Origin of the sequence: Mycobacterium sp. UNC410CL29Cvi84 (assembly GCF_000686745.1) — a bacterium.
In the GTDB taxonomy this organism is placed as follows: Bacteria; Actinomycetota; Actinomycetes; order Mycobacteriales; family Mycobacteriaceae; genus Mycobacterium; species Mycobacterium mucogenicum_B.
The window spans coordinates 1-26,814 of the sequence record NZ_JMLM01000016.1; the positions used below are offsets into that span (position 1 = coordinate 1).

Sequence of the window (26,814 nt, forward strand, 5' to 3'; positions counted from 1 at the left end):
AACGCCTGGTTCAACGAGTGTGGTTTCACGGTACAAAATGTGTTGACCGACAACGGATCCTGCTACCGGTCACACAAATTTCGTGATGCTCTGGGTGACATCAAGCACCGACGAACCCGCCCCTACCGTCCACAGACAAACGGCAAGGTCGAGCGTTTCCACCGCACGCTTGCCGACGAATGGGCCTACGCCCGGCTCTACCGCAGCGACGCCGAACGCTGCGCCGAGTTCCCGCGGTGGCTACACACCTACAATCACCATCGCGGCCACACAGCACTCAAAGGTCAACCACCCGCCAGCCGCGTACCTAACCTCTCAGGTCAGTACAGCTAGCCCTCTAGTCCGAAGGCCACAACCCGAGTTCGTCGAGGCGGCCGGTCAACCGTGCGGCGGCGTCGTCGAACTGACGGCGGGTCTGTCGGACGACTTCATCGAAGTCCCTGTCCCGCAACGCCGCAACCAATTCGCGGTGATTCGCGACCGTCGCCGCGCCCCACTGCGGGTCGGTGGCGTAGATGCGGACCGGCAGGTACCGGGCGGCATGCAGCAGGAACCACGCCAGCTTGGTCCGGCCCGCGGCGCGGTTGAACTCCTTGTGGAACAGGAACTCCGCCAACGCGATCGCGTCCACGTCTCCTGTGGCGACGGCGTCGGCGAGTTCGTCGGTGAGCCGGTCGAGTTCGGCGATGGCCGGTTCGGTGATCCGCCGGGCCGCGTTCGCGGCGATCTCGGTGGCGATGGTCGCCTGCAGCCAGAAGATGTCGGCGATGTCGTCGCGGGTGAACGCGGACACCACATGGCCGCGGTTGGGTTCGAGTTCGACCATGCCCTCACCGCGCAGGGTGCGCAGCGCCTCGCGGACCGGCGTGATGCTGACGCCGAGCGCAGCCGCGGTCTCGTCGAGCCGGACGAAGGTGCCCGGCCGCAGGGTGCCCGACATGATCGCCGCCCGGAGATGGGCCGCTACCTCGTCGGACAGCTGTTCGCGCCGACGGGCCCGCTCGAGGCCGGGTCGTGGTTTCGCCGAGACGTTCACGGCAGTCCTTCTTGTCGGCGGGGTAGGGGCACCCGGCGGTTGTCCGGATGGTGCGCGCGCCCTATTGTGACGGCGGCAACACTATATTTGATCAAATATCAGCATCGTGTGTCGCGATCACTTCGACCCCACCGCGATGCCGATCGAGGCACAGGAGCAGACCGTGTCATCCGCACCACTCGAGCAGCCGTACCTGGCCCGCCGGCAGAACTGGACCACCCACCTCGCCCGGCACGCCCTCATGCAGCCGGAGGGGACCGCGCTGCGTTTCGTCGGACACACGGTCACCTGGGGTGAGCTGCAGCGACGCGTCACCAAGCTCGCGGGCGCACTGAGCCGTCGAGGGGTCGGCTTCGGCGACCGCGTGCTGATCCTGATGCTGAACCGCACCGAATACGTCGAGGCGTTCCTGGCCGCCAACGTGCTCGGTGCCATCGCGGTGCCGGTCAACTTCCGGATGACGCCGCCCGAGATCGCCTACCTGGTGCGCGACTGCGACCCGAAGGCCGTGATCACCGAACAGGTGCTGGCCCCGGTCGCCACCGCGGTGCGGGAGCTGGAACCGTCGCTGGCCACCGTCATCGTCGCCGGCGGCGCAACCGAGGGGAACGTCCTGGGCTACGAGGACGTCCTCGCCGAAGACGGCGCGCCACCCGCGCCCGTCGACATCCCCGAGGACTCTCCGGCGCTGATCATGTACACCTCGGGCACCACGGGGTATCCGAAGGGCGCCGTGCTGACGCACGTCAACATCATGGGCCAGGCGATGACGAACCTGTTCACGATCGCGCCGGACATCAACAACGACGTCGGCTTCATCGGCGTCCCGTTCTTCCACATCGCCGGCATCGGCAACATGATCGGTGGCCTGCTCCTGGGCCTGCCGACGGTCATCTATCCACTGGGCGCGTTCGATCCCGGCGCCCTGCTCGACGTGCTCGAGGCCGAGGGCGTCTCGTCGATCTTCCTGGTTCCGGCGCAGTGGCAGGCCGTGTGCGCGGCCCAGCAGGCGCAGCCGCGCAAGGTGGCGTTGCGCGTTCTTTCGTGGGGCGCGGCGCCCGCGTCGGACACTCTTCTGAGGGAGATGGCGTCGACGTTCCCGGGAACGCAGATCTTTGCTGCGTTCGGTCAGACCGAGATGTCACCCGTCACGTGCATGCTTCTGAGCCAGGACGCGCTGCGCAAGCTCGGGTCGGTCGGCCGGGTCATTCCGACGGTGGCCGCCCGCGTCGTCGACGACAACATGAATGACGTTCCGGTGGGCGAGGTCGGGGAGATCGTCTACCGTGCCCCGACTCTCATGGCCGGGTACTGGAACAACCCGAAGGCGACGGCCGAGGCTTTCGCGGGTGGTTGGTTCCATTCCGGTGACTTGGTTCGCCAGGACGAGGAGGGTTACATCTGGGTCGTCGATCGTAAAAAAGACATGATTATTTCCGGTGGCGAAAATATTTACTGTGCAGAAGTAGAGAACATTTTGGCCGCACATCCCGCGATAACCGAAGTCGCGGTGATCGGACGGCCGCACGAAAAGTGGGGTGAGGTCCCGGTGGCCGTCATCGCCATGGCGCCGAACGGGAACGCCGGGAGCGAAAGTGCCCTGACCCTGGCGGATCTCGACGATTTTCTGACCGAACGGCTGGCGCGATACAAGCACCCGAAAGCACTGGAAATCGTCGATGCACTGCCGCGAAATCCTTCTGGCAAGGTCCTTAAAACGGAACTCCGCGAGCGGTTCGGTGATACAAGTGTGTCGTGAGCGCGGCAAGTGACGGAGCGCTGACGAATTCGACCACCTGAGTGGAGGGCGGATGGGCCTATGTCGCGTTTGCTGAAACCGAACGCAATTATCCCTCAGTTGGGTCACGGGGTACGCGCTGTATCGGGTACTCTCCTGTGGTCCGTCTTACTACTCGGGAGTAGCGAGACGGAAATCACTCAGTTTGTGCTAGTGGCTAAGGAGGGGACGTGCCACGCGTGACGCCGCGGAACGGCCGTTTTCCGGAAGGGATGGCTGATCTGTGACAGCCTCGGACAACTCCCTGGTCGGGTATCTCAAGGACCAGCTCGACAAGCCATTCACCAAGGTGGGCGGCTTCGTCAAGATGTGCATCCTCACCTTCAAGGCGCTGGTCTCTCGGCCGTTCCAGTGGAAGGAGTTCATCCTTCAGTGCTGGTTCCTGATCCGGGTGGCGTTCCTGCCCACCTTGGCCGTCTCCATTCCTCTGACGGTGCTGATCATCTTCACACTGAACATCCTGCTCGGTGAATTCGGCGCGGCCGACGTGTCCGGCGCCGGTGCCGCCCTCGGTGCCGTCACCCAGCTGGGACCGCTGGTGACGGTGCTCGTGGTGGCCGGTGCCGGTTCGACGGCCATCTGCGCCGACCTCGGCGCCCGCACGGTGCGTGAAGAGATCGACGCCATGGAGGTGCTCGGCATCGACCCGATCGAGCGCCTGGTCGTCCCGCGTGTGGTCGCCTCCACCTTCGTGGCCTTCATGCTCAACGGCGCGGTGATCATCATCGGTCTGGTCGGTGGCTACTTCTTCGGTGTGTACATCCAGAACGTCAACGCCGGCGCCTACGTGTCGACGCTGACGCTGCTGACGGGCTTCCCCGAAGTCGTGATCTCGGTGCTCAAGGCCACGGTCTTCGGCCTGATCGCCGGCTTGGTCGGCTGCTACCGCGGACTCACCGTGGCGGGCGGCTCGAAGGGTGTGGGTACCGCGGTGAACGAAACGCTGGTGCTCTGCGTCATCGCCCTGTTCGCGGTCAACGTCGTGCTCACCACCATCGGAATCAAGTTCGGAACGCAGGCCGGGTAGCGACATGAGCACATCGACAGTTCTGCAGGGCCGGTTCCCCCGGGTCTTCTCGCGCGTCAAGGAATTCGGTGGCGCGCCGGGCCGCCTGCTCGCCAGCCTCGGCCACGTCGGGGTCTTCGTCGTGACGGCCGTCGGGCACATCCCGCACGCTCTGCGCTTCTACCGCAAAGAGGTCTTGCGCCTGATCGCCGAGGTCGGCATGGGCACCGGCGCCATGGCCGTCATCGGCGGCACCGTCGCCATCATCGGCTTCGTCACCCTGGCGGCGGGCTCGCTGATCGCCATTCAGGGTTTCGCCTCACTGGGCAACATCGGTGTCGCGGCGTTCACCGGCTTCTTCGCCGCACTGGCGAACATCCGCGTCGTCGCACCCGTCGTCACCGGTACGGCGCTGGCCGCGACCGTCGGCGCCGGCGCCACCGCCGAGCTCGGCGCCATGCGCATCAGTGAAGAGGTCGACGCCCTCGAGGTCATGGGCGTCAAGTCCCTGTCCTTCCTGGTGTCGACCCGCCTGATCGCCGGCATGGTCGTCATCATCCCGCTGTACGCGCTGGCCATCCTGCTGTCGTTCCTGTCGGCCCAGCTGGTCACGACGCTCTTCTACGGTCAGTCGGTCGGTACGTACGAGCACTACTTCCACACGTTCCTGCGCGTCGACGACGTGATGTGGTCGTTCCTCGAGGTCATCATCATGTCGATGGTGGTGCTGCTCAACCACGCGTACTTCGGCTACTACGCCAGCGGCGGTGCCGTCGGCGTGGGCGAGGCCGTGGGCCGCTCGATGCGTACGTCGCTGATCTCCAATGTCGTTGTCGTCCTGCTCTTCTCGTTGGCGCTGTACGGCACCGACCCGAACTTCAACCTGACGGTGTGACGCGATGACGAATCCACAGCCGAAGCCTCCGGTCGCCGAGGGGCAGGTCCACGCCCCGCTCAACACCGACCGCACCCCGCCGTACAAGGTCGTCGGTGTCGTCCTGGCCGTGATCTCCGCCCTCGTCCTGGTCGTGGTCTGGTTCCAGTTCCGTGGCTACTTCGACACCAAGGCCAAGCTGTACGTGGTGTCGCCCCGGTCCGGGCTGTCCATGGACCCGGGCTCGAAGGTCACCTACAACGGCGTGCCCATCGGCCGCGTGAAGGTCATCGACGTCATCGGCAAAGAAGATGACACGAAGGCCCGCCTGCAGCTCGACGTCGACCCGAAGTACCTCGCGCTGCTGCCCAAGAACGTCAACACCAAGCTGCTGGCCACCACGGTCTTCGGCAGCAAGTACGTCTCGTTCACCTCGCCGACGGATCCGGAGGCCGCCCGGCTCAAGACCGGCGACACCATCGACGTCTCCAAGTGCTCGCCGCCGACGCCGGCCACGGCCTGCGTCACCACCGAGCTCAACACCCTGTTCGAGACCATCACGGCGATCTCCGAGCAGGTCGACCCGATCAAGCTGAACGCCACCCTGACCGCCGCGGCGCAGGCGCTGGACGGCCTCGGTGACAAGTTCGGGCAGTCGCTGGTCAACGGCAACGTCATCCTGGCCGATCTGAACCAGCGGATGCCGACCATCCGGCACGACACCAAGGCCCTCGCCGATCTGTCCGAGGTGTACTCGAAGGCCTCGCCGGATCTGTGGGGCGGTCTGAAGAACGCGGTGACCACCGAGCGCACCCTGAACGACCAGCGCGGCACCATCGACCAGGCCCTCATGTCGGCCGTCGGCCTCGGCAACACCGGTGGTGACATCCTCGAGCGGGGTGGCCCCTACCTGGTCCGCGGCGCCGAGGACCTGCTGCCGACGTCCCGGGTGCTCGACAAGTACGCCCCTGAGCTCGACTGCCTGTTCCGCGGATTCGCCGCCGGTGCGCCGGCCGCGGCCAAGGGCCTCGGCGGCAACGGCTACTCGCTGGTAACCCACACCGAACTCGTCGGTGCGGCCAACCAGTACGTGTACCCGGACAACCTCCCACGGATCAACGCCTCCGGCGGTCCGATGGGACGCCCGGGCTGCTGGACGGTCACCAAGGACATCCTCCCGATGCCCTACATGGTGATGGACACCGGCGCGTCGATCGCGCCGTACAACCACTTCGGTCTCGGATCGCCGTTCGCATCGGAGTACGTCTGGGGTCGTCAAGACGGGGAGAACACGATCAACCCATGAGCATCAAGGGCACGGCGTTCAAACTCGCCATCTTCTCCGCGGTCCTGCTGGCCTTCACGGCAGGCATCTTCATCGTCTTCGGGCAGTTCCGGTTCAGCCGGACCAACGAGTTCTCGGCGATCTTCACCAACAGCAGCGGTTTGAAGGCCGACCAGTTCGTGCGCGCCAACGGCGTCGAGGTCGGCAAGGTCACCGGGGTCGAGCTCATCGACGGTGGCAGCAAATCGAAGGTGCACTTCACCGTCGACAAGTCCCTGTCGCTCTACCAGGGGACCACGGCACACATCCGCTACCTGGACCTGATCGGTAACCGGTTCCTGGATCTGCGCCGCGGTGACAGCAACCAGGTGCTGCCCCCGGGCGGCACCATCCCGGTCGACCGCACCGAGCCGGCCCTGGACCTGGATGCCCTGGTTGGTGGCTTCCGGCCCCTGTTCCGGTCGCTGGATCCGCAGAAGGTCAACACCATCGCCTCGTCGCTCATCACGATCTTCCAGGGCGAGGGCGGCACCATCAACAACATCCTCGATCAGACCGCGTCGTTCTCGTCGACCATCGGCGAGCAGGACCAGGCGATCGGTGAGGTGATCAAGAACCTCAACACGGTGCTCGACACCACGGTCAAGCACCAGCAGCAGTTCGACGACACCATCAAGAACTTCGAGTCCCTGGTCACCGGGCTGAAGAAGCGCTCCGATCCGATCGCGGACTCGGTGGCGAACATCAGCAACGCGGCCGGCTCGCTCGCCGACCTGCTGGGCGACAACCGCGAGCTGCTGCACAGCACGCTCGGCTACCTCGAGACCACGCAGCAGTCGCTGGTCGACCAGAAGGAACAGCTCAACGACACGTTGCAGAAGGTGCCCCAGGCGCTGAAGATCCTGGGTCGTTCCGGTGGTGTCTACGGCGACTTCTTCAACTTCTACGTCTGCGACATCGAGTTGAAGATGAACGGTCTGCAGCCGGGTGGCCCCGTGCGCACAGTCAAGCTCACCAACCAGCCGTCGGGAAGGTGCACGCCGAAGTGAGGTCCATAGAAGGGTCCGATCGGGTCCGCAGAGGCATGATGGGTCTGGCGGCCGTCGTGCTCGTCACGGCCGTGGGTGCATCCGTGACCCAGGTGCCCATGCTGTTTGCTTCGCCGACGTACTACGGCCAGTTCAGCGATTCCGGCGGCCTGGTGGTCGGCGACTACGTCCGCATCGACGGTGTCAACGTCGGCACGGTCAAGAGCATGGACATCGATCGCGACAAGGTGATCATCGGCTTCGACATCGGTACCAACACGATCGGTACCGACAGCCGCGCGCTGATCAAGACCGAGACGATCCTGGGTCGCAAGGCCATCGAGATCGAGGCCAAGGGCACCCACAAGCTGGCGCCGCGCGGCACCCTGCCGTTGGGCCAGACCTCGACGCCGTACCAGATCTACGACGCGATCTTCGACGTCACCCGGGCCTCGCAGGGCTGGGACACCAAGGTCGTCAAGGAATCGCTGAACGTCCTGTCCGAGACCGTCGATCAGACGTCGCCGCACCTCACTGCCGCGCTGGAGGGCGTGCAGAAGCTGTCCGAGACCATCGGCAAGCGTGACGAGCAGGTCCGCTCGCTGCTCGGCAACGCCAACAAGATCGCCACGATCCTCGGCGACCGCAGCGGCCAGGTGAACGCGCTGCTGGTCAATGCCCAGGCGCTGCTGCACTCCTTGAACCAGCGCGGCGAGGCCATCAGCCTGCTGCTGGAGCGCGTCTCCCGGGTGTCGCACCAGCTGAAGGCGACCATCGACGAGAACCCGAACATCAACCACGTCCTGGAACAGCTCAGGACCATCGGCGACATCCTGGTCGCCCGCAAGCAGGACCTGGCGGACACCCTGGTGTCGGCGGGCAAGTTCGTGGCCTCGCTGTCGGAGGCCATCGCCTCCGGCCCGTACTTCAAGGTCATGGTCGAGAACATCCTGCCGCCGCAGCTGATGCAGCCCTTCGTGGACGCCGCGTTCAAGAAGCGTGGACTGAACCCCGAGGACTTCTGGCGCAGCGCCGGTCTGCCGGAAGCGCAGTGGCCGGACCCCAACGGCAAGCGCTTCGCCAACGGTGCGCCGCCGCCGGCTCCGCCGAAGCTCGAAGGCACACCGGAGCATCCGGGGCCTGCGGTGCCTCCCGGCTCGCCGTGCTCGTACACACCCGGACCCGGTGCCGATCCGTCGCCGGCCGATCCGCTGCCGTGCTCGCACCTCACTGTCGGTCCGTTCGGGAACAACCCGTTCGGTGGCAATTACGGGCCGCCGGACGTCGTCCCGTCGGCGCCGAACCCGGCCGGGGTTCCCACCGGACCCGGTGTGCCGTCGGCCGCCTTCCCGGGACAACCGGCTGAGAACGTGCCCGGTACGCCGGTGCCGTTGCCGCCGGCACCCGTCGGTGCCCGGACGGTTCCGCTGACGCCGCAGCCCGGTGACAGCGACATCGCGCCTGGATTCGCTCCGATTCCCGGGCCGCTGATCGCGCCGCCGGCGCCGCCGGGACCTGGTCCCAACGCCGGTCCGGCCGGTACCGCGCCGTTGCCGGGTAACCCGCCGTTCCTCCCGCCAGGGTCGCAAGGATAGGGCCGCCACGATGTCGACTGTTTTCAGCATCCGGAACATCAAGAAGCCGAACCTGTCCAAGGGGACGGTCATCGGTGGTGCCATCGCGCTCGTGGCGATCGTGCTGCTCGGTTTCTTCGGTCTGCAGCTGTACCGCAAGATCACCACCACGACGATCACGGCGTACTTCCCCGAGGTCCTCGCGCTGTATCCGGGCGACAAGGTCCTGATCATGGGCGTCGAGGTCGGGGCCATCGACACCATCGAGGCGCACGGCGACCAGATGAAGGTCGTCATGCACTACTCGAATCACTTCAAGGTGCCGCAGAACGCGTCGGCGTCGGTGCTGAACCCCAGCCTCGTCGCATCGCGCGTGATCCAGCTGTCGCCGCCGTACACCGGCGGACCGACGATGGCCGAGGGCGCCGTGATCCCGAAGGAACGCACCCAGATCCCGATCGAGTACGACGAGCTGCGCAACCAGCTGACGCGCATCCTCGCCGAGCTGGGTCCGACCAAGGAGCAACCGAAGGGCCCGTTCGGCGACATCATCGAATCGTTCGCCGACGGCTTCGAGGGCAAGGGCGCTCAGTTCAACAAGACCCTGAAGGGTCTGTCGGATGCGGTGACCACCCTGAACACCGGCCGCGGTGACTTCTTCCAGGTGATCAAGAGCCTGGCGGTGTTCGTCGACGCGCTGCACAAGAGTGACCAGCAGTTCGTCTCGCTGAACAACGACCTGGCCTCGTTCACGAACAAGTTCACCAACACCGACCAGGAGCTGGCGTCGGCGCTCAAGGACCTCAACCAGGTCATGACGACGACCAGGAGCTTCCTGGACAAGAACGGCAGCGTGCTGGCCCACGACATCAACGATGTCTCGGAGGCGACGACGGCCATCCTGCAGCCGGAGCCGCGGGACGGTCTGGAACGGGCGTTGCACGCCTACCCGAACTTCCTGGCCAACCTCGAGAACATCTACTCGCCGGCCACCGGCGGTCTGATCGCCTCCGGTGTGCTGCCGGGCGTGACCAACTTCTCGAACCCGCTGCAGTTCATCTGCAGCTCGATCCAGGCCGGCAGCCGGTTGGGCTACCAGGACTCCGCCGAACTGTGCGCGCAGTACCTGGCGCCGGTCATGGACGCGATCAAGTTCAACTACCTGCCGTTCGGTATCAACATGGCGACCACCGCCATGACGCTGCCGAAGCTGGTCACCTACTCGGAGCCGCGCCTGCAGCCCCCGGGCGGGTACAAGGACACCACCGTGCCGGGCGTGTTCTCGCCCGATACCCCGTGGTCGCACGGCCAGCACGAGCCGGGCTGGATCACCGCGCCGGGCATGCAGGGACTCAAGGTCGGACAGTCGACGCAGGACCTGCTGACGCCGGAGTCGCTGGACGAGCTCATGGGTGGCCCGGACATCATTCCGCCGACCGGTGGCGTGAACATGTCGGGTCCGCCGAACGCCTACAACGAGAGCAGCCCGCTGCCCCCGCCGTGGTACCCGCAGCCGGGACCGGTCTCGCCGCCGCGACCGGGTAACGATCCGAGCCCGATGAGTGCCATGGCACCTGGGCCCGCACCAGGACCGGCTCCGGCGCCCGCGCCGGCCGGACCCGCACTTCCTGCCGAAGTTGGAGGCCAATGATGACCGGGTCCATGGGGCCGAAGTCACCCTCGGCATCGCCGCGCCGCAGCGGATGGGCGCGTAACGCCCGGCGGGCCGGCGTGTTGTCGGCAGCGGCGCTGATCCTCAGCTCCTGCGGCTGGCGCGGTATCGCGAACGTGCCGCTGCCCGGTGGTCCGGGCACGGAGGCGGGCCACTCGACGATCTACATCCAGATGCCGGAAACGTTGGGCCTCAACGCCAACAGCCGGGTCCGGGTGGCCGACGTGTTCGTCGGCCGCGTGCGTGCGATCGAGCTGAAGAACTGGGTTCCCACGCTCACCGTGGATTTGAACCCCGGCATCAACCTGCCGCGCAACGTGCAGGCCAAGATCGGCCAGACCAGCTTGCTGGGTGCCCAGCACCTCGAGTTGGACCCGCCGGCCGACCCGTCGTCGCAGCCGCTGCGCAACGGCGACACCATCGAGCTGAAGAACTCGTCGGCGTACCCGACCATCGAGCGGACGCTGGCCGGTATCTCCGGAATCCTCAACGGCGGCGGTGTGCCGAACGTCGAGAAGATCCAGTCCGAGGTCTACAACATCCTCAACGGGCGCGCGGATCAGATCAAAGAGTTCCTGCACCGGCTGGACACCTTCACCGACGAGATCAATCAGCAGCGCGACGACATCACGCGGGCCATCCGCTCCAGCGACACGTTGCTGAAGGTGGTCGCGGATCGCAACGACACCCTGGACCGGGTGCTGACCGAGACGCCGCCGCTGATCGAGCACTTCAACAAGACCCAGGATCTGTTCTCGAACGCCCTGCTGGCGCTGGGCCGGTTGTCGAAGGCCTCGGACACCACGCTGTCGAAGAGCAACGCGAACCTCCACACCAACCTGGCGACGTTGCAGCGGGCGCTCAAGCAGATCGCCAAGACGTCACCGAACCTGGTGCCGGCCATGAAGCTGCTGTTCACGCTGCCCTTCCCGATCGACAACATCCCGAAGGTCATCCGCGGCGACTACATGAACATCTCGCTGCACCTCGACCTGACGCTGAGCGCCATCGACAACGGCATCCTGACCGGCACGGGACTCTCGGGCATGGCTCGGGCTCTGGAACAGTCGTGGGGCCGTGACCCGGCGACGATGATCCCGGATGTCCGGTTCACCCCGAACCCGGCCAATGCGCCTGGCGGTCCGCGAATTGAAAGGGGGGAGTGACCGATGCTCACCCGGTTTCTGAAGATTCAGCTGATCATCTTCAGCATCGTGACCGTCGCGGCGCTGGTCGGGCTGTCCCTGGTGTACCTGAAGTTGCCGACGTACCTCGGGGTGGGCATGTACCGCCTGTACGCCGAACTGCCCAACTCGGCCGGTCTGTACAAGACCGCCAACGTCACCTACCTCGGCAACACCGTCGGCAAGGTGCTGGCCGTCGAGCCGACCGCCAAGGGCGCCCGGGTGACCATGGACGTCGACAACGGGCTGAAGATCCCCGACAACGTCGTGGCGAACGTGCACTCGGTGTCGGCGGTCGGTGAGCAGTTCATCGACCTCGTACCGCCGGAGAACCCGTCCACGAAGTACCTCTCTTCGGGCCAGACGATCACGAAGGGGTCGGTGCCCAAGGAGGTCGGCCCGGCGCTCGACGCGACGCAGAACGCGCTCCAAGCGCTGCCGAAGGAGAAGATCGGGGCGCTGCTCGACTACACCGCCGAGGCGGTCGGTGGGCTCGGCCCGTCACTGCAGCACCTCGTCGACGGCACGCAGGCGCTGGCGGGGGACTTCAAGGACAACCTCGGTTCGGTCGACAACATCATCCAGAACTCGGCGCCGATCATCGACAGCCAGGTCAAGTCCGGTGACGCCATCTCGCGGTGGGCCCGGAACCTGAATGTGCTGGCCGGACAGTCGGCCCAGCAGGACGCGGCGCTGCGGAGCGCCATCCAGCAGGGCGCGCCGACGGCTGATCAGCTCAACGCCGTGTTCGGTGAGGTCCGGGACGCGTTGCCGCAGTCGCTGGCCAACGTCGAGATCGTGCTCGACATGCTGAAGCGCTACAACAAGGGCCTCGAGCAGGTGCTCGTGGTGCTGCCGATGGCCGGCCCGATCGTCGACTCGCTGACCGCGGTCTACGAGAAGGAACTCCCGATCAACCTGGCGCTGGGCATCAACCAGCCGCCGCCGTGCCTCACCGGCTTCCTGCCGGCGTCGCAGTGGCGGTCACCGGCCGACACGTCGACCGCGCCGCTGGAGTCGGGTCTGTACTGCAAGATCCCGAAGGACGCCCAGAACACGGTCCGCGGTTCGCGCAACCTGCCGTGTGTGGATGCACCGGCGAAGCGCGCGGCGAGCCCGATGGAGTGCCGCGACAACAAGCCGTACGAGCCGCTGGGCACCAACCCGTGGTACGGCACCCCGGACCAGATCGTGAACTGCCCGGCTCCCGCGGCGCGCTGTGATCAGCCGGTCGACCCGGGCAAGGTGATCCCGGCGCCGTCGATCAACAACGGGATGAACCCGCTGCCGGCCAACTTGCTGCCGCCCCCGGAGCGGGCGTCGGCGCCGTCCAGTGACCCGATCAGCGCACCGGGGCAGGGCACAGTGGAGTGCAGCGGGCAGCAACCCAACAAGTGCCTCTACACTCCGGCAGCAGGACCAGAGGCCACCTACAACCCGCAAAGCGGTCAGGTGGTCGGACCGAATGGTGTGAAGTATTCGGTCAGTAACTCGAGCAACCCAGGAGACGACGGATGGAAGGAGATGCTGGCACCAGCCAGCTGAACCCCACCGATGAGCAGGACGTCACGTCCCAGGACGTGGTGACGACAGAGCCGTCTGCCGAGGAATCGATCGAGGCGCCGGGCGTAACCGGCGAATCAGAGCGCCCCGCCCGGATCGGGCGGGGCATCGCCCTGACGGTGTGTGTGGCGCTCGTGGTGCTGGCCGCCGCGGTCGGCGCGGGTGGCTGGTTCGCGCTCAAATCGCATCGGGAGAGCCAGGCACTCGCGGCGAACGAGACGGCCGCCATCGCGGCAGCCAAGGACTGCGTCACGGCCACCCAGGCACCCGACACGTCGGCCATGATCGCCGCGCAGACGAAGATCATCGAGTGCGCCACCGGCGCGTACCAGACGCAGGCGTCGTTCATGAGCGGCATCACGCTCGAGGCGTACAAGGCCGCCAACGTGCAGGTGCAGATCTCGCAGATGCGGGCGGCCGTCGAGAAACACAATGACGACGGTTCGATCGACGTCCTGGTGGCGGTGCGCGTGAAGATCAACAACAGCGCCGAGAAGGACAAGGAAGTCGGTTACCGGATGCGGGCGCAGATGGCACCGGTGGACGGCAAGTTCAAGGTGGCCAAGCTCGACCAGGTCACCTCGTGACGGTTGGTCAGGAGACGACGAGCGCCGAGTCAGTGAGCACGGGATCCGAGTTCGAAGCGGCACCGGTGCTGGCCTCGTGGCCGGCACGGGCCGGCGCCTTCGCACTGGACGTGCTGCTGGGCGTGGCGATCATCGCCGTCATGGCCCAGCTGGGCTACGCCGCCCGGGCCGACTGGACGCTGTGGGTGTACGCCGCCGTGGCGACACTGGCCGTGGCCGCGATCCTGGTGAACCGGTGGCTGCTGCCGTCGATCACCGGATGGAGCCTGGGCCGGTCGCTGTTCGCCATCCGGGTGGAGCGGGTGCCCGCCGGCGTTCCGGCCGGCATGGGCCGATTGGTCCTGCGTGACCTCGCGCATCTGTTGGACACCGTCGCGGTGCTGCTGGGCTGGCTGTGGCCGCTGTGGGATCCGCGGCACCGCACCTTCGCAGATCTGTTGCTGCACACCGAAGTTCGCGTCGTACCGGCTCCCGAGCGGGACCCGTCGCGGCGGGCCGGGCAGGTGCTGGCGGCCGGTGCCCTGGTCTGTATCGCGGCGGTGGGGCTGAGCTACGGCGTGCAGTTCCGGCACGACCGCGCGGTCGACGAGGCGCGGCAACAGATTTCCGAGCAGGGTCCCAAGATCGTCGAGCACGTCCTGAGCTACGGCATCGACACGTATCAGAACGACTTCAAGACCGCGCAGGCGTTGGTCACCGACGGCTACCGCGACCAGCTGATCAAGCAGCAGCAGGCGGTGAGCAAGAAGCCGACGACCAACCAGTACTACGCGGTGAGCAGCGCGATCCTCAGCGCGGGCACTGATCAGGCGACGATGCTGCTTGCGCTGCAGGGACAACGTGGCGTCGACGCCAACACGCTGCGCTTCATCACCGCCACCGTGCGGGTCGACTTCGTGAAGTCGTCTGACGGCAAGTGGCAGTTGTCGAATCTGACGGTGCTCAAGAGCCCGCGGGGAGGACGCTGATGAGCCCGCGTCGCAAGATCGATGCCGCCGAGCGCTTCGTCGCCGGTGACTACTTCAAAGCTATTGCGGCGGTGCCCCGGCGCGTCACGCTGATCGTGATCGCCTGCGTCACAACGGTTTTGGTGATGTCCGCCATCGCAGCCAGCACCTACCTGCTGGTCCAGCACGAGAAGGACGTGGCGAGTCACGCCAAGTCCGCGGCGGTACTGGGCTACGTGAAAGAGTTCATGAGGGGCTTCACCGCGGTCGACCCGTTCCACGCCAATGCCTACGTCGAGAAGATCGCGGGCCAGTCCACCGGCGATTTCGCCAAACAGTTCAAGGACAAGCACGACCAGATCCTGATGCAGGTGGCGCGCGCGCAACCGGCGGAGGGGACCGTCGAAGACGCGGGCGTGCAACGGTGGAACGACGACGGCAGCGCGGACGTGCTGATCGCGATGAAGCTGACGACGACGACGCCGGACGGCAACGCGACCGTGGAAAGCGGCTCGCGTTGGGTGGTAACGGCTACGCAGGAAGGGCAGCAGTGGAAGATCAGCCGCATGAATCCGGTGATGTGACCCCCGGGGAGTCTGTGGCCGATGCTCCGGCCGACGCCCCGCAGGGCAAGGCCGCCCGGCGCAGGCACCGGCTGCCCCGGCAGAAGGCCGCCGACGCCGCGCCTGCTGCGGATGCCGCCGGCGCTGAGGACACCGCGCCGGCTGACGAGGCCGTTGACGACGCTGCTACCGCCCCGGCCGATGAGGCCGCAGCAGCCGATGAGCAGCCGGAAGAGGCTGCCGCGCAGGAAGATTCGGACGGCGACACGGTTGACGAGGTAGCCGCGGAAGAGGCGGCTCCGGTGACGCTGGTGCCGCATCGCCCCGCCGGACGCAAGCTGTTGATCGCCGGTGTCGTGGCGGCGGCGCTGTTCGTCGGTGCGTCGGCGTTCGCGGGTGCCGCGGCGCAGCCGTATCTGGCGGATCGCGCCCTGGTCCAGAACAAGTTCCAGGTCGCCAAGATCGCTGCCGCGGCGGTGACCACGCTGTGGTCGTACTCGCCCAACGACATGGACAAGTTGGCGGACCGGTCGCAGCAGTATCTGGCCGGTGGTTTCGCCGAGGAGTACCGCAAGTTCGTCGATTCGATCGTCGCCAGCAACAAGCAGGCTCAGGTCACCAACCAGACCAAGGTGATGGGCACAGCGGTGGAAAGTATCAGTGCAAATGAGGCCACCGCGATCGTCTACACCAACTCCGTCGCGACGAGTCCGTTGACCAAGGGCATCCCCTCGCTGCGGTACCTGTCGTACCGGCTGACCTTGAAGCGTTCCGGCGCTGATTGGAAGGTCAGTCAGATGAGCGCCCTGACCAAATTGGATCTGACTCCCCAGCTGTAACGGCAGCCCGCTTTGGGCGTGTTTGCCTGAATTGACGCGCGCTACCTGTCAGCACACTGTGAATCGCCTGTCGCGGGGCGGTTGCAAATGGCGGAGGGCGCGCGGCGTACAGGCCGGCTATGGCGTGAATCACGTCTGGACCTGCAGCGGTCGCACATCACAGTGACTGTCGGCGTCAATATTTGCCGGCGTCCGGCCCCGGGTGAAAACCGCCCCGCCTCTCGACCAGCAAACAATTTTCGCGACGCGAAAATTAGCTGACTTCGTGGCGTTCAACCGTTGGCGCGAGCTCCGTTCACCTGTTTGCCAAATCTGGGAAAGGGGCAGGTCAAAGTGCGTGTTGGAGCTGCGATGCATTAATGTTACCGTCCGGTTGATAACCGATTGTGGCGGCTGAGGGGACGGGGCAAATGGCTGTTACGCATCTCGCAGGGCGGGTTCAAGCAAAGCGGGCGGCATTGCTGGGGGTGACTGCTGCAACAGTTACCGCCATGACCGTGACGGCCTCGGTGCCGAACGCGCCGGCGCCGCGCGTGGTGCCGTCGTCGCACTCGGCCGTCAACCTGTCCGCATTCACCACGCCGTTCCCGAAACCGGGCGTGCTGCCCGACATCACCTTCGGCGTCGGCAACGCCGCCTACAACCTGGCCCAGGGCGGTGTCGAGGCGCTGCTTCCGCCGCTCGTCCAGGCGCTCAGCGGCATCGGCGGTCTCAGCGGGCTCAACCTCACCAACCTGATCAACCAGCTGCCGAAGAACCTGTTGAGCCAGATCCTCGATGCGCTGCCGATCAAGCTGACGCCGCTGCTGAACGCGGCGCTGGGCCCGCTCCTCACGGGTGCCCTGGTCCCGCTGCTGAAGGGGCTGGGCATCATGGACGCCCAGGGCAACGTGACGCTGAGCGGTCTGCTGGACATTCTGGGCATTCACCTTGACAACATCCTGGACCTGAGCGACCTGAACGTTCCCGGCGTCAACATCGTCACCGCCGGTCCGGTGTTCACGCTGCTGAAGATCGCGGGCCTGGACCTCGGCTGGACCCCGGGCACCGCCAACGCCATCGCCAACGCGATCAACAACACCGAGTACCTCGATGTCGGCGCCATGGGTCTGCTGGACACCGTGCTGAGCCGAGCTGGGCAACTTCCGGTGCTGGGGCCGCTGGTCACTGCCCTGCAGCTCGCGATCGACACCGTCGGCGGTGCCATCGGCCTGGACAAGCTGGACCTGATCGACGTGCGCGTACCGATCAGCGTCGGCTTCGGACTCGGGGCGTTCTCGATGGGACAGGCGTACTCGAAGGTGCTCGCGGACCTGGCGAACCAGCCGGGCGGTGCGAATCATGCGGGCCCGGTGCTCGGCAGCCTGACCGTCCTGCCCATGATCCTGCTGAACAACCTGGGCCGCGCCAACGGCGGCCTGCTGGCGCGCTTCTACCCGATCGGCGACCTCCTGGGCATCAACCTGATCACCCCGGACGTGCACGCCGCGAACAGCGGCGGCATCCCGCTGCTGAACACCGGACTGGGCATCGGCGGCGCCAACCTGCTGCCCATCAAGGTGGACGCCACCCTCGAATACCAGCCGTTCTCGGACCTGGCCGCCTGGCCCAACCCGTTCAGCCTGGCCAACAACCTGGTCGCCGGCACGCTGCCGACCTACCTGCTGCGCGGCATCTCGACCGCGACGCTGACGAGCCAGCTGACCACCCAGCTCGGCGCACTCACCGGTGGCCTGCTGACCGGAAACCCGTTGGCCGTCAACATCTATCTGACGATCCCGACCAACACGCTGCCGTTGATGGAACCGATGTACCTCACCGGCGACGTGCTGAACATGGTCAGCTTCGGCACGCTGGGCAGCCCCATCTACAAGTTGGCGAACGCCCTCGCGCCGGCCATGACGAGCCTGGTGAACCTGGGCTACACCGACGTGGTCCGCAACGCGGACGGCACCTACAGCCGTACGCTGAACGACCCCGGCACCCCGACGCCGTTCTTCTCGTTCCCGAATGTCAACTGGCAGAAGGTGCCGGCGGACATCATGAACTCGCTGGTGGCCGGATTCAAGAAGGAATTCTTCAGCGCCAACCCGACCGATGCGCCGGACAACGCTGTCGAAGCGCTGATCAAGCTGATCACCGGCGGCAAGCTTGGCGGCTTCAACCCGCTGGGTGGCCTGGCCGGCACGGTGCAGAACCTGCTCAAGAATGTGCTGGGCACGCTGGGCGGCCTCACACAGGGCGCGACGATCAACTCGCTGGCGGCCAAGGAGGGCGTCGTCAGCTCGGCGGCCGCGACGGACATCCCGTCGACCACGCCGAAGCTGGCGCCGCTGTCGGCCAACCTCACCGGCTTCACCGGCACGAGCAAGAAGGACGGCAAGCAGGCCACCGACCAGACGGCCGGCGAGAAGGACAAGACGGCCGAGGACAAGACCGGTACCACGCCGGCCGTCGAAGATCCCAAGACCGACCCGAAGGCCGAGCCCACGGCCGAGGACACCAAGACCGACCCGAAGACCGAGACCAAGACCGACCCGAAGTCCGACACCAAGACGGGCACCGAGGACTCCTCGGGCAAGCACGCCGCGCCCGAAGGCACCCCGTCCACGCCGGACAGCGGCCAGAAGCCCAAGCACGCCGCCGACGACGCGGACGGCACGTCGACCGTGAGCAAGGACAAGAAGGACAAGAAGGCCGACAAGCCCGCGAAGGCCGACAAGGACACCAAGGCCACCAAGGCCGGCACCGACAAGTCCGAGAAGGTCACCAAGGACGTCCCGAAGACCAAGAAGCAGAAGAAGGACGGCGCCGCGAAGTCCACCGCCGCGACCGGCGGGGGCTCAGCCGCCCACGCCGGCTGACACACGGCAACAGGAACGCCCGACGTGGATTCACGTCGGGCGTTCTTTTCGGTCGGGTCAGATGGGCTGGTCGCTCTCCGTCAGTGGTACGCGACGCGTCGTCGGGGCCGCGCTTCGCCACCAAACCGGTTGCTGCCCAATGACTTTCTGGGCACAGTGGTCGGTCTCGCGCAGGTCTGACGAGCAGCGTGCCGTCGCCGCACGCCGGCGCCGCCGGCCTGACGGCCGCCATCGTGCGTGCGTCTCTCAATTCCGCGCCGCTGTCGCGCAACCGGGCCGGTGTGACTGGCTCGCAGGTGAAGAACGCTGGCCAGTAGTCGGCGGGCGGCAACGACGATGCCGACGAGCAGCCGGCCCAACAGCCAGAGACACAGGCCGAGACAGACCCCGATGCCGAGCCCGAGGCAGAAGAGCCCGAGACCGATACGGAGGCCGATCTTCAGGCCGATCCGCAGGCACGCCGGGAAGCGTTCGATCTCGAGTCCGGTGACGGGAGGTCGGTGTCGGCGCGGGATGGCGAGAAGGGCGAGCCGCACCATGGCGCGGGCAGAAAACGGACGTCCCGGTCGGGCGGGTCCGAGGTCGAGAAGGAGCCGAAAAACGTTGGCGCCAAGGCTGATCCCGGTGCCGACAGCGGCACCGGTGGCGGAGCGGCCTGCCGCCTGACGCATCAGGCGAAGCCGAGCCAGCCGGGAAGGGCGCGTTCCCTGGAGTCGCACAGCACTGCCGGGGTGTCGCAGGAACCCCGCGGGGTACCGGAACCGGCCCAGCGGCCGCCGGTGTCGCGGCGCAGCACGATGGCGGACGAGCCGCCGCCGTCCAGCAGGATGGCGGTGTCGCTGCCGAGTCCCCGGAACAGGTCCTGAATCTGGTCGGGGGTGTGGCTGCCGCCCTGGAAGATGTACATCTCGTCGCGGCTTCGGACATACGCGAGCGCGGTGCGGGCGGCGCTGGGGCCGCCGTCGTTCAGCTGGCCGGTGTCGCCGGGCGCCAGCAGGCCGATGCCGCTGACGGCGACGAACCGGGCACCCTGGTTCACCAGGTTGTTGATCGGGCCCGTCGCAGCGTTGAAATCGCTTGTGCTGCTTGGGGTGATCATGTGGGGCGCGCCATCGGATGGGATGATCATGGTGCTCAGCGCCGTCCATACCTCGTTACCGCCGGACAGGCCCTGCTTGCCCGCGTAGGGGATGGTGCCGGTGACCGCGGCGTTGGCGCGGCCCTGGCCGCGGGTGTTGTCGACGTACGCGCCGAGCGGCGAGCTGCAGCCCGTCGACGTCCACGAGCCGCCCTGCTGGCCGCGGATGTCGAAGAAGTTGGCGTTCACCGCAATGGTGGGCCGGCCCAGTGCCTGCCAGGCCTCCAGTGGGGTGAAGACTTCGGAAGCCTGCAACAGACCTTCGGCGGTACGGGCCCGGGGATCGCGTTCGCAGCGGGATTGGATGCCACGGTGGGAGTCGACGAGCAGGCGGGGATTCATGCGCTGGGACGCTGCTTTGATGACGAGCAGGTGCCCGCCGTTGCCGGACTCGTACCAGTTGCCCGCGGCGTTGAGCATCGGCGCGGGGTGATCACCGCCGAAGTTGTAGACCAGGAAGCTGCCGCGGTAGTTGGTGATGGCGTTGACCAGTAGCGAGCGCCCGTCGGCGGCCTGGGCGGCCGGCACGCCAATGGTGCCGACCAGGCCGGCGCACAAGGCCAGAAGCGTTGTGCGCCTGACGATCTTTCGCGCGCGACGGATGGTGTCGCGTCGGGTAACCGGCCCGAGAAACGACATTGTGGCCCTTCCTCCGGTCCGATACAACGACCTTCAGCGTAGCCACAGCAAACACTCTGTCAACTTTGGTCACGTCCGCATCACGGCTCGGCGACGGATGAATCACCGTGGCGGACACGGTAATTGGCCCCGCCACCGACCGGAGTCGGGGCGGGGCCGTTGGTGCTGGGTTACGAGCCGAGCAGATCGGTGTGCATTTCCCACACCAGGATCTCGGCCGGTGTTGTGGCGGTGACGCGCTGCCCGCCCGACGCCGTCAGCCGGACGGCGTCACCTTCCTGCAGCGGCCCGGCACCCTCGAGCGCCACCTCGCCGCGGGCCACGAACAGGTGTAAGTACTTCGCCGACGGCAGTTGGACGCTGTCGCCGGGCTCCAGGCGGGCGCCGTGCAGTGCCGCGTTGCGCTGGCCGATGGTGATGGCGGTGTCATTGGAGTGGCCGGGCATGCCCGAGGCGATGGTGACCAGCTTGCCGCGCAGCAGTTCGTCCTCGATCTCGAGCTGCTGGTAGCCGGGCGTCTTGCCGGACTCGTCGGGCACGACCCACATCTGCACGAAATGCACCGGCTCGCTGTGTGATTCGGCCCCGCTCAGGCGCCAGGAGTCGTTCTTCTCCGAATGCAGGATGCCGCGTCCGGCCGACATCCGTTGCGCCAGTCCGGGATAGATGACGCCCGAGTTGCCGGTCGAGTCCTGGTGCACGAGCGACCCGCGCAGCACCCAGGTGACGATCTCCATGTCGCGGTGCGGATGCGTCTCGAATCCCGAACCCGGTGCGACGCGGTCGTCGTTGTTCACCAGCAGCAGGCCGTGGTGGGTGTTGGCCGGGTCGTAGTGACCGCCGAACGAGAACGAATGCTTGGAGTCCAGCCACGAGATGCGGGTGGCGTCGCGGTCGGCGGCGCGACGGATGTCGATGGTTTCGGTCATGGCGGCCCCTGTCGTTGTCGGTGAGCTTAGGTGTCCCTACTGGACGGCACAACATAAATGATGTGTCATATATTTCATGTGGCTGACCGACGACCAACAGGAACTCTGGCGCGCGTACCTGGCCATGAGCGGCCGCTTGCAGGCGGCACTCAACCGGCAGCTGCAGCGCGATCACGGCTTGTCGCTGGCGGACTACGACGTCCTGGTCGCACTCAGTGAGCTGCCCGACTGTCGGATGGGTGAACTCGGTGCCCATCTGGGGTGGGAGCAGAGTCGGGTGTCTCACCAGTTGGCGCGCATGCGGACGCGCGGTCTGATCGAGCGGTCCGGGGCCGCCGACGATCGGCGCGCCGCCGTCGTCACGGTCACCACGGGAGGGCGGGAGGCGCTCGAGGCCGCCGCCCCCGGGCATGCCGAGTTGGTACGCGCGACGGTGTTCGACGGCATGAGCCGAGCGCAGGCGGACGCGTTGCGGCGGTGGACCGCGACGGTGCTCGAGCGAGTGGACTGACGGAGCCGGGGAGCCGGGGCGAATTCGCGGTTACAGTAGGGGTCGTCGGGTTTGCGGGGAGGATTCACGTGAAACATTCGGTAGCCACCGTTGCGGCAGCGGGCGCACTGGCCGCTGGGCTGGCGTGGCTGCCGGCCCCGCTGGCTCATGCCGAACGCTGTGTGCCGTTGGACGGCACCCCGATGGTGCTCAAGCGCGAGAAGAGCGTCGGCATCGGCAAGGACCTTCAGATCAACCGGACCTACACCTACGCCGACGGCATGGTGAACTGGACCATCGAGCAGTCCGGCGGCGTCAAATACAACACCGGCTTCGGTTTCGGCGCGCGGATCAACGCCGTCTACATCCCGGAACTCAATTCGAGCGGCTCGGTGCCCGGCGCACCCGGTGAATACGTGAACATCGACAGCTGGCATTTCCACGAGACCGTGCTGGTCTGCCCGCAGTAGTAGCCGTTCGCGGCGTCGCATCACACTTTCACGAACAGTTGGCCGAGTTTGGCGCCGAGCCAGGGCTTGCGGCCTGCCGACAGGATCTTGCCCTGCAGAATCGACGCCCACTGGCTGGTCCGGCCATAGCCCACCAACAGGTACGCGACGGGGTCGGCTGAAATCCAGCAGTCGACGGCCCCGCCGGCCGGGCCCACGGCGGCGGATCCGTCCTCGATCGTGACGCGATAGCGGGGACCATCCCGGAATCGCAGCTCATAAGCCAGGTGCAGTCCGGCGGCCTTCTGCCGGTCGACATAGTCGGGAATCATCGCCATTACACCGGCTATAACGTGCAACGCCTCGGCTCTCGAGATCGTCCAGTCGCCCCCGACAGCGCGGGCCATATCGAGGCCGTGGAGCAGCTGCTCGCCCAGCATGGCACTGGCCATGACCGGAACGGTCATGGCCAAACCGTTGAAGGCCGGTATCGGTTCGTCAGTTGGCCGCCGGTCGGATACCGCGATGAAGTTCTCCGCTGCGCTGATCAGCAGGTCGGCGAGCCGGCGCGGATCCCGTTCCGTGAACTCCTCGAGCATGCGAGCGTTTGCGATCACCCCTCGCTCGGTTGGCGTAGCACGCGGCGGCGCGAGCGCGAGGTACTCCTGAATGTCCGTCTCCCCTGTGACAAGCCCCGCGTAGTGCTGCAAGCCGGTGACCAGATGAGCAGCGGTCTCCGCCACGGTCCAGGAGAGATTCGGGACCGGAGCGGCGGGATCGCTCACGCTGCGTACGAGTGCGGATGTCCGGGACGCTGCGGCCCGCAAGGCCTCCCGGGTCCCTGCCAGATCGATGCCGGACACGCACAGATCCTCGCACCGGGCGGACCGACGACGAGGTGTTTCAGCCGACCTCCGATTCGGCCGATTCGCCGGGTTCGATCGGCATGATGTCGACGCCGGATGAGCTTTGCGAGGTCCGTCCCGGTGAGCGGACGGCCTCGCATACGCTGTCGGCGTGGATATCAATGGAGCTAGCGCGGTCGTCACCGGCGGCGCGTCAGGAATCGGTGCGGCTGTTGCCCGTCAGTTGGCCGCCAAGGGTGCCCGGGTCGTCATTGCCGACCTCCAGGCCGAGAAGGGCGAGGCCCTCGCCAAGGAGATCGGCGGCGTTTTCGTCACCGTCGACGTCACCAACACCGAGCAGATCATCGACGCGGTCAAGACCGCCGCTGACCTCGGCCCGCTGCGTGCGCTCGTGAACTCGGCCGGTGTCGGCTGGGCCCAGCGCACCATCGGCAAGGACGGCGAGTTCGAGTCGGCGCACAACCTGGACCTGTACAAGAAGGTCCTCGACATCAACCTGGTCGGCACCTTCGACTGCATCCGCATCGCCGCCACCCAGATGAGCAAGAACGACCTCGCCGAGTCCGGTGAGCGTGGCGCCATCGTCAACATGACCAGCGTCGCGGCGTTCGACGGCCAGATCGGCCAGGCCGCGTACTCGTCGTCCAAGGGCGGCGTCGTCGGCCTGACCCTGCCGGTCGCGCGCGACCTGTCGGCAGTCGGCATCCGCGTGAACACCGTGGCCCCCGGCCTGATCGACACCCCGATCTACGGAGAGGGCGAAGCCTCGGAGGCCTTCAAGGCCAAGCTCGGCGAGTCGGTGCTGTTCCCGCACCGCCTGGGCAAGCCCGAGGAGCTGGCCTCCATGGTCATCGAGCTGATCACCAACTCGTACATGAACGCCGAGGTCGTCCGCGTCGACGGCGGCATCCGGATGCCTCCGAAGTAGTTCTTTCGCGAACAGACACGAAACTGCCCCTCGTCTTCGGATGAGGGGCAGTTTTGTTGCGGGGTCGCCCCGCGGGACTGCGCGCGCCGACCCCGCACCGAATGTGCGCAGAGATTGCGGATCCAGCCGGCGTATTCAAGCGATCTGGCTGCACATTCGCCGCCGAATTCCTGTGAATCGCTCGGTACGCTCGGATGGCATGACGCGCACGCGGTTCCGGCCGGTCGTATTTCTCGCTCTGTTGATCGCATCGTTGTGGTTGGTGGCCGGGTGCAGCGGCGGCAACTCGACGCGGCATTCCGAGTCGGCCCCGGCGGCACCGGCGCCGCTCAAGAGTGGCGCGGATTTCAAAGGCGGTGCCCCCGAGGCGCCGGCGCCGCCCGTCGAACAACCGCGGGACATCGTCAAGACCGCGTCGCTGATCCTCGTCACCGCGGACCCGACGGCGGCCGCGGACAAGGCGACCACGATCGTCGACAAAGCGGGCGGCCGCGTCGACGAGCGCTCGGACGACGCGGGGTCGACGTCCGGCCGCGCGAGCGTCCACCTGGTGCTGAGAGTGCCGGCCAACGGGCTCGACCCTGCCCTGGCGGCGCTCAAGGGGCTCGGCACCGTCCAGACGCTCGAGGTCAAGACCGACGACGTCACCGCACGTCGTGTCGACCTCGATGCCCGGATCACCGCGCTGAAGACGTCGGTGGATCGGTTGCTCGGGATCATGCGTGACTCGAAGGACCCCGATGCGTTGATCAAGGCCGAGGAGGCGTTGTCGTCGCGGCAGGCCGAGCTACAGAGCCTGCAGGCGCAGCGCGACACCCTCCGCGACCAGATCACCTACAGCTCGGTCGACGTCCAGATCACCGCCGAGCGTCGCGGCGGCCCAGCCCCGGAGCGCTATCACGGCTTCTTCGGGCAGATCGAACATGGCTGGGACACGTTGTGGGCCTTCGGTTCTCACCTCGTACTGGCGTTCGGATTCCTGCTGCCGTGGCTGATTCCACTGGCGGTCCTCGGCGGGGCGCTTTACGTCTTCGTCAAGTGGTCGGGCTCGCGTCACAAGAGCGCACCAGCCGAGCCTGTGGCGCCCGCCTCCAAAACGGAGGAGTAGCTTCCGCACGTCGTGCGAAAGCCCCCGATCTCGAAAGGAATTGGGGGCGTTCGCGGGTGCGATCTCTACTTGGCTGCCCCCGAACTGGCCTTCTGGCCCGTGTTCGCGCCACTGCTGTCTGAGTCGGGCTTTGTCGGCTTGGTCGATGCATCCGTCTTGGCGGGCTTGCGGGGCTTCGTGAAAGTCTTCTTCAGATCCTCGCCGAACTTGTTGGTGGCAGATGTGATCTGCTTACCGGCAGTCGAGATCGCCTTCGCCGCAGCTTTTTCGACGTCCTTGACTGCTTGGGTCGGTGTGGGGCCGGCGACGGTCTTGGCGACTGGAACCGCAGCTTCCTGGCTGGTTGTTGTCGATGCGGCTGCGGTCGTGTCAATTGTTGTTGGCGTCGATTCGCTCTTCGTCGAATTCGCCGGCGCGGGAGCTGAACCGGGCTTCGTCGGGACCGCCGTCCCTGACGATGCGGTTGCAGGATTGGTGGACGGAGTGATCGCCGATGCGGCAGTCGAGTCTGAAATTGCCGAGTCAACATCTGATCGAGGTGCCACGGCTGCAGTTGATTTGGGCTTGAGAGCCTGTGCGACCCTTTCGCGCGTATATCTGATCAGTTGATTGATCACGCCGTCCTCGCCCAGGACCCCAGCGGTGTCGAAATAGGAATAGCCGTTCAGGACTGCGCCGGTTATCACTGCCGGTGCATTGATGAGAAAGCTCGCCGCGGTGACGAGATCGCGCGCCTTGAGCGCGTCGCCGAACCCTTGCAGGGTGTCACCAACTGCCATCTGGAATGTCTTGATGGCGGTGAAAGAGTACTGGAACGGCCCGATGGCGAGAGCGTACGGCAGTTCGGTGGCGATGGTGTACACGTCCTTTGCCACGCTCTGCCAGATGGCGAGCGTGCCCAGCAACGGCAGCCCTACTTTGAACTTGAACCCATTGACGATCCCGTTGTACAAGCTGTCGGTCGCTCCTCGAAGGTCGCCTGCGCGGGCTTGATCGGCCGCAACATGCGCGTAGTGGGCGATACCATCCGGGCTCCAGGGGCTGAGCCATCCCTGAAGCCCTGTCGCGACGGTCTGAAGAATTGTGCCCAACGTGTTGGCGTCCGTCATACGGTTTGCGATGAGTTGCTGGAGGACCGGCGCAGGGTGTGCCGCGAGGTAATGACCGATGTCCAGCAGATTGCCCACAGTCGCCTGCCCAACCGACGCCCAGGTCTCCAGCGGGTTGGTGAATGCCGTGAGTTCGACCGTTGCGGCAGAGCGCAGGGCCGGAACATGAACGGCCGCTGGGGAAGCCGTGACGGGGGTGAGGGCAATGACGCCGGCGCCGACGAGCGCGACGCCGGCGTTCATATACGGGCGTAGAGCGAGACTCAACTCGGTTTCCTTTGGTTCAGTCGAGGAGGTCAGCTGTCACTGACCGGCCCAAAAAGTACGGACTGAACGGC

Annotated in this window: 25 protein-coding genes; 19 read left to right on the forward strand and 6 right to left on the reverse strand. The window is 66.3% G+C overall.

What is annotated here, in order from left to right; genetic code table 11:
• On the forward strand, positions 1 to 333 hold a 333-nt coding region (locus tag BR47_RS0121420), incomplete at its 5' end, for an integrase core domain-containing protein (RefSeq protein ID WP_020100013.1).
• A 4-nt stretch (positions 334 to 337) separates the two neighbouring features.
• On the opposite strand, the gene BR47_RS0121425 is transcribed toward BR47_RS0121420, so the two are convergent.
• Positions 338 to 1,036 carry a GntR family transcriptional regulator gene (locus BR47_RS0121425; protein WP_020103354.1) on the reverse strand — a complete coding sequence of 233 codons (699 nt, stop codon included), beginning with the start codon at positions 1,034 to 1,036 and terminating at the stop codon, positions 338 to 340.
• A 136-nt stretch (positions 1,037 to 1,172) separates the two neighbouring features.
• Between BR47_RS0121425 and fadD5 the strand changes: the two genes are divergently transcribed.
• From fadD5 to BR47_RS31090, 14 genes are all read left to right on the forward strand, one after another.
• Entirely contained in the window at positions 1,173 to 2,795 is a 1,623-nt protein-coding gene (fadD5, locus tag BR47_RS31085) for a fatty-acid--CoA ligase FadD5 (RefSeq protein WP_051634938.1), read from the forward strand.
• A gap of 262 nt (positions 2,796 to 3,057) precedes the next feature.
• Positions 3,058 to 3,861, forward strand: coding sequence for an MlaE family ABC transporter permease (locus BR47_RS0121435; protein WP_020103356.1), 804 nt, complete (start codon positions 3,058 to 3,060; stop codon positions 3,859 to 3,861).
• Between the two features lie 4 nt (positions 3,862 to 3,865).
• Positions 3,866 to 4,735 (forward strand): MlaE family ABC transporter permease, encoded by an 870-nt coding sequence (locus tag BR47_RS0121440; protein ID WP_020103357.1) that lies wholly within the window; start codon positions 3,866 to 3,868, stop codon positions 4,733 to 4,735.
• Positions 4,736 to 4,739: 4 nt separating this feature from the next.
• Complete coding sequence (locus tag BR47_RS0121445) at positions 4,740 to 6,020, forward strand: MCE family protein (RefSeq protein ID WP_029120737.1); 1,281 nt, start codon at positions 4,740 to 4,742, stop codon at positions 6,018 to 6,020.
• On the forward strand, positions 6,017 to 7,048 hold the full coding sequence (locus tag BR47_RS0121450) for a virulence factor Mce family protein (RefSeq protein WP_020103359.1): 1,032 nt from the start codon (positions 6,017 to 6,019) through the stop codon (positions 7,046 to 7,048). Before BR47_RS0121445 ends, BR47_RS0121450 begins: the two co-directional genes overlap by 4 nt.
• Positions 7,045 to 8,622 carry an MCE family protein gene (locus tag BR47_RS0121455; RefSeq protein WP_029105659.1) on the forward strand — a complete coding sequence of 526 codons (1,578 nt, stop codon included), beginning with the start codon at positions 7,045 to 7,047 and terminating at the stop codon, positions 8,620 to 8,622. Before BR47_RS0121450 ends, BR47_RS0121455 begins: the two co-directional genes overlap by 4 nt.
• Positions 8,623 to 8,632: 10 nt before the next feature.
• Positions 8,633 to 10,252 carry a virulence factor Mce family protein gene (locus tag BR47_RS0121460; RefSeq protein WP_020103361.1) on the forward strand — a complete coding sequence of 540 codons (1,620 nt, stop codon included), beginning with the start codon at positions 8,633 to 8,635 and terminating at the stop codon, positions 10,250 to 10,252.
• Entirely contained in the window at positions 10,252 to 11,439 is a 1,188-nt protein-coding gene (locus BR47_RS0121465) for a virulence factor Mce family protein (protein ID WP_231506749.1), read from the forward strand. The genes BR47_RS0121460 and BR47_RS0121465 overlap by 1 nt, the downstream gene beginning before the upstream one ends.
• Before the next feature lie 3 nt (positions 11,440 to 11,442).
• Entirely contained in the window at positions 11,443 to 13,002 is a 1,560-nt protein-coding gene (locus BR47_RS0121470; RefSeq protein WP_029120738.1) for a virulence factor Mce family protein, read from the forward strand.
• Complete coding sequence (locus tag BR47_RS0121475; protein ID WP_020103364.1) at positions 12,972 to 13,607, forward strand: hypothetical protein; 636 nt, start codon at positions 12,972 to 12,974, stop codon at positions 13,605 to 13,607. Before BR47_RS0121470 ends, BR47_RS0121475 begins: the two co-directional genes overlap by 31 nt.
• A 32-nt stretch (positions 13,608 to 13,639) precedes the next feature.
• Entirely contained in the window at positions 13,640 to 14,575 is a 936-nt protein-coding gene (locus BR47_RS0121480) for an RDD family protein (RefSeq protein WP_029105660.1), read from the forward strand.
• Positions 14,575 to 15,138: an Rv1363c family protein gene (locus BR47_RS0121485; protein ID WP_029120739.1), complete on the forward strand. Its 564-nt coding sequence runs from the start codon at positions 14,575 to 14,577 to the stop codon at positions 15,136 to 15,138. Before BR47_RS0121480 ends, BR47_RS0121485 begins: the two co-directional genes overlap by 1 nt.
• Positions 15,139 to 15,152: 14 nt before the next feature.
• Entirely contained in the window at positions 15,153 to 15,956 is an 804-nt protein-coding gene (locus BR47_RS0121490) for a hypothetical protein (protein ID WP_020103367.1), read from the forward strand.
• Positions 15,957 to 16,447: 491 nt separating this feature from the next.
• Positions 16,448 to 18,820: a hypothetical protein gene (locus tag BR47_RS31090; protein WP_020103368.1), complete on the forward strand. Its 2,373-nt coding sequence runs from the start codon at positions 16,448 to 16,450 to the stop codon at positions 18,818 to 18,820.
• Between the two features lie 80 nt (positions 18,821 to 18,900).
• Here the strand turns inward: BR47_RS31090 and BR47_RS33265 are convergent, their stop codons facing one another.
• The 3 genes from BR47_RS33265 to BR47_RS0121510 form a co-directional block, all read right to left on the reverse strand.
• A complete protein-coding gene (locus BR47_RS33265; protein ID WP_141772281.1) occupies positions 18,901 to 19,491 on the reverse strand; it encodes a hypothetical protein in 591 nt (196 codons plus the stop codon).
• Positions 19,491 to 20,597 carry a phosphodiester glycosidase family protein gene (locus tag BR47_RS0121505; protein ID WP_081633528.1) on the reverse strand — a complete coding sequence of 369 codons (1,107 nt, stop codon included), beginning with the start codon at positions 20,595 to 20,597 and terminating at the stop codon, positions 19,491 to 19,493. The genes BR47_RS33265 and BR47_RS0121505 overlap by 1 nt, the downstream gene beginning before the upstream one ends.
• Positions 20,598 to 20,767: 170 nt before the next feature.
• Positions 20,768 to 21,526, reverse strand: coding sequence for a pirin family protein (locus BR47_RS0121510; RefSeq protein WP_029120740.1), 759 nt, complete (start codon positions 21,524 to 21,526; stop codon positions 20,768 to 20,770).
• Between the two features lie 76 nt (positions 21,527 to 21,602).
• On the opposite strand from BR47_RS0121510, the gene BR47_RS0121515 reads away from it, so the two are divergent.
• Positions 21,603 to 22,037, forward strand: coding sequence for a MarR family winged helix-turn-helix transcriptional regulator (locus tag BR47_RS0121515; protein WP_036427646.1), 435 nt, complete (start codon positions 21,603 to 21,605; stop codon positions 22,035 to 22,037).
• 68 nt (positions 22,038 to 22,105) lie between these two features.
• Complete coding sequence (locus BR47_RS0121520) at positions 22,106 to 22,486, forward strand: hypothetical protein (protein ID WP_029120742.1); 381 nt, start codon at positions 22,106 to 22,108, stop codon at positions 22,484 to 22,486.
• Positions 22,487 to 22,506: 20 nt separating this feature from the next.
• On the opposite strand, the gene BR47_RS31095 is transcribed toward BR47_RS0121520, so the two are convergent.
• On the reverse strand, positions 22,507 to 23,328 hold the full coding sequence (locus BR47_RS31095; protein ID WP_177127415.1) for a maleylpyruvate isomerase N-terminal domain-containing protein: 822 nt from the start codon (positions 23,326 to 23,328) through the stop codon (positions 22,507 to 22,509).
• 154 nt (positions 23,329 to 23,482) lie between these two features.
• Here BR47_RS31095 and BR47_RS0121530 point away from each other — a divergent pair, with 154 nt between their 5' ends.
• Both BR47_RS0121530 and BR47_RS0121535 read left to right on the forward strand, forming a co-directional pair.
• The gene (locus BR47_RS0121530; protein ID WP_029105664.1) at positions 23,483 to 24,259 is read left to right on the forward strand and encodes an SDR family NAD(P)-dependent oxidoreductase; all 777 of its coding nucleotides are present in this window, start codon (positions 23,483 to 23,485) and stop codon (positions 24,257 to 24,259) included.
• Positions 24,260 to 24,458: 199 nt separating this feature from the next.
• Entirely contained in the window at positions 24,459 to 25,367 is a 909-nt protein-coding gene (locus tag BR47_RS0121535; RefSeq protein WP_020103376.1) for a DUF4349 domain-containing protein, read from the forward strand.
• A 65-nt stretch (positions 25,368 to 25,432) separates the two neighbouring features.
• Here the strand turns inward: BR47_RS0121535 and BR47_RS0121540 are convergent, their stop codons facing one another.
• A complete protein-coding gene (locus tag BR47_RS0121540; protein WP_141772283.1) occupies positions 25,433 to 26,743 on the reverse strand; it encodes a hypothetical protein in 1,311 nt (436 codons plus the stop codon).
• Positions 26,744 to 26,814 lie beyond the last annotated feature (71 nt).

Excerpts from the sequence above, each read along its gene's own strand:
- BR47_RS0121450 (WP_020103359.1), top strand. The coding sequence starts at position 6,017 with ATGAGCATCAAGGGCACGGCGTTCAAACTCGCCATCTTCTCCGCGGTC.
- BR47_RS0121515 (WP_036427646.1), top strand. The coding sequence starts at position 21,603 with ATGTGGCTGACCGACGACCAACAGGAACTCTGGCGCGCGTACCTGGCC.
- BR47_RS31090 (WP_020103368.1), top strand. The coding sequence starts at position 16,448 with ATGACCGTGACGGCCTCGGTGCCGAACGCGCCGGCGCCGCGCGTGGTG.
- BR47_RS0121505 (WP_081633528.1), bottom strand. The coding sequence starts at position 20,597 with ATGTCGTTTCTCGGGCCGGTTACCCGACGCGACACCATCCGTCGCGCG.
- fadD5 (WP_051634938.1), top strand. The coding sequence starts at position 1,173 with ATGCCGATCGAGGCACAGGAGCAGACCGTGTCATCCGCACCACTCGAG.
- BR47_RS0121470 (WP_029120738.1), top strand. The coding sequence starts at position 11,443 with ATGCTCACCCGGTTTCTGAAGATTCAGCTGATCATCTTCAGCATCGTG.
- BR47_RS0121485 (WP_029120739.1), top strand. The coding sequence starts at position 14,575 with ATGAGCCCGCGTCGCAAGATCGATGCCGCCGAGCGCTTCGTCGCCGGT.
- BR47_RS0121460 (WP_020103361.1), top strand. The coding sequence starts at position 8,633 with ATGTCGACTGTTTTCAGCATCCGGAACATCAAGAAGCCGAACCTGTCC.
- BR47_RS0121535 (WP_020103376.1), top strand. The coding sequence starts at position 24,459 with ATGACGCGCACGCGGTTCCGGCCGGTCGTATTTCTCGCTCTGTTGATC.
- BR47_RS0121445 (WP_029120737.1), top strand. The coding sequence starts at position 4,740 with ATGACGAATCCACAGCCGAAGCCTCCGGTCGCCGAGGGGCAGGTCCAC.
- BR47_RS0121475 (WP_020103364.1), top strand. The coding sequence starts at position 12,972 with ATGGAAGGAGATGCTGGCACCAGCCAGCTGAACCCCACCGATGAGCAG.
- BR47_RS0121510 (WP_029120740.1), bottom strand. The coding sequence starts at position 21,526 with ATGACCGAAACCATCGACATCCGTCGCGCCGCCGACCGCGACGCCACC.
- BR47_RS0121465 (WP_231506749.1), top strand. The coding sequence starts at position 10,252 with ATGACCGGGTCCATGGGGCCGAAGTCACCCTCGGCATCGCCGCGCCGC.
- BR47_RS33265 (WP_141772281.1), bottom strand. The coding sequence starts at position 19,491 with ATGCGTCAGGCGGCAGGCCGCTCCGCCACCGGTGCCGCTGTCGGCACC.
- BR47_RS0121440 (WP_020103357.1), top strand. The coding sequence starts at position 3,866 with ATGAGCACATCGACAGTTCTGCAGGGCCGGTTCCCCCGGGTCTTCTCG.